The sequence below is a fragment of the Deltaproteobacteria bacterium genome (assembly GCA_009930495.1).
Classification (GTDB): domain Bacteria; phylum Desulfobacterota; class Desulfovibrionia; order Desulfovibrionales; family Desulfomicrobiaceae; genus Desulfomicrobium.
Map to the genome: position 1 here is coordinate 1 of RZYB01000407.1, position 1,362 is coordinate 1,362.

Annotated in this window: 1 protein-coding gene; it reads left to right on the forward strand. The window is 32.5% G+C overall.

Going from position 1 to position 1,362, the window contains the following annotated elements:
- The first annotated feature begins 386 nt into the window (after positions 1-386).
- Positions 387-1,343 carry a Fic family protein gene (locus tag EOL86_15050; protein NCD26886.1) on the forward strand — a complete coding sequence of 319 codons (957 nt, stop codon included), beginning with the start codon at positions 387-389 and terminating at the stop codon, positions 1,341-1,343.
- Positions 1,344-1,362 lie beyond the last annotated feature (19 nt).

Sequence of the window (1,362 nt, forward strand, 5' to 3'; positions counted from 1 at the left end):
TTACTAACAGTTCGGGGTGTTAATCCCGCCTGTAAGGGACTTTCACCCGCTGGAAAAATAGTGGCACACTGATTATATCTACAGAGATTAAATTTGTATTTTTAACCTTTTTCTGTAGCTTACAGTCAGTGTGCGCTGCATGATGCTCATGCAGGGCACACACAGCCCCTATAGCACATGGCCGCATTTGGGTCATTAAGAAAAATGAATAGTAAATTAAACATAAAGGAAATCAACATAATTTTGAGTAGTGAACGGCCACGTGCCATAGCTGCAACACGTTAGGCTTTATTTTAGAAAAAACCGAAAATCAGTCACTTAATTGTATTTTGAATTAAATCCATTACCTTTGATACTATCATATGATACTATCAAGACTTAATTAAATGAAACCACCGTATAAAATAACTGGAAAGATTTTAAAATTGGTTGCTTCTATTTCTGAGAAAATTGGAGAAATAAATTCTGCTCATTTAAGCAAACCACCGACAGAATTAAGAAAGAAAAACAGGATTAAAACAATTCACTCATCGCTTGAAATTGAAGGAAATACCTTGACCATTGAGCAAATAACTGCAATCATTGAAAATAAAAGAGTAATTGGACCTAAAAAAGATATTCTTGAAGTTAAAAATGCAATTGCTGTTTATGACTATCTAGACAACCTGAAACCTTATAAATTTGAATCATTCTGTGAGGCTCACAGAATTTTAATGAACGGACTTAGTGAATCAGCAGGAAAACTTAGAAGCAAATCTGTTGGAATTGTTAAAGGCACAGAGGTTGCTCACATTGCGCCACCCAGCGAAATGCTCAAACCGTTATTGAAAGACCTGTTTGACTATATAAAAAATGACGAAGATTTAGTTTTAATTAAAAGTTGCGTATTCCACTATGAGATGGTTTTTATTCACCCATTTATGGACGGGAATGGTAGAATGGGTAGATTATGGCAAACGCTGATTTTAAAAGACTCTTATCCTGTTTTTGAATTTTTACCAATTGAGACTTTAATAAAAGAAAGACAGGATTTGTATTATAAATCACTTGGAAAATCAGATAATACAGGTGAATCAACAGTATTCATTGAATTTATGCTTGAAATAATCCTTGAATCACTTGAGGAATTATTAAATATTCAGAATGTTAGTTTAACAAATATTGACCGGATTAATATATTTAAGTCAATTGTTAAAAACGACTACTTTACACGAAAAGAATATTTAAAAAAATTTAGGGAAATTTCTTCAGCAACAGCAAGTCGGGATTTGAATTTTGCTGTTGAGAATGGAATGATTGAAAAAATTGGAGATAAAAATACAACGAAATATAAATACAAATAAAAACAAAGCCTAATCGCGT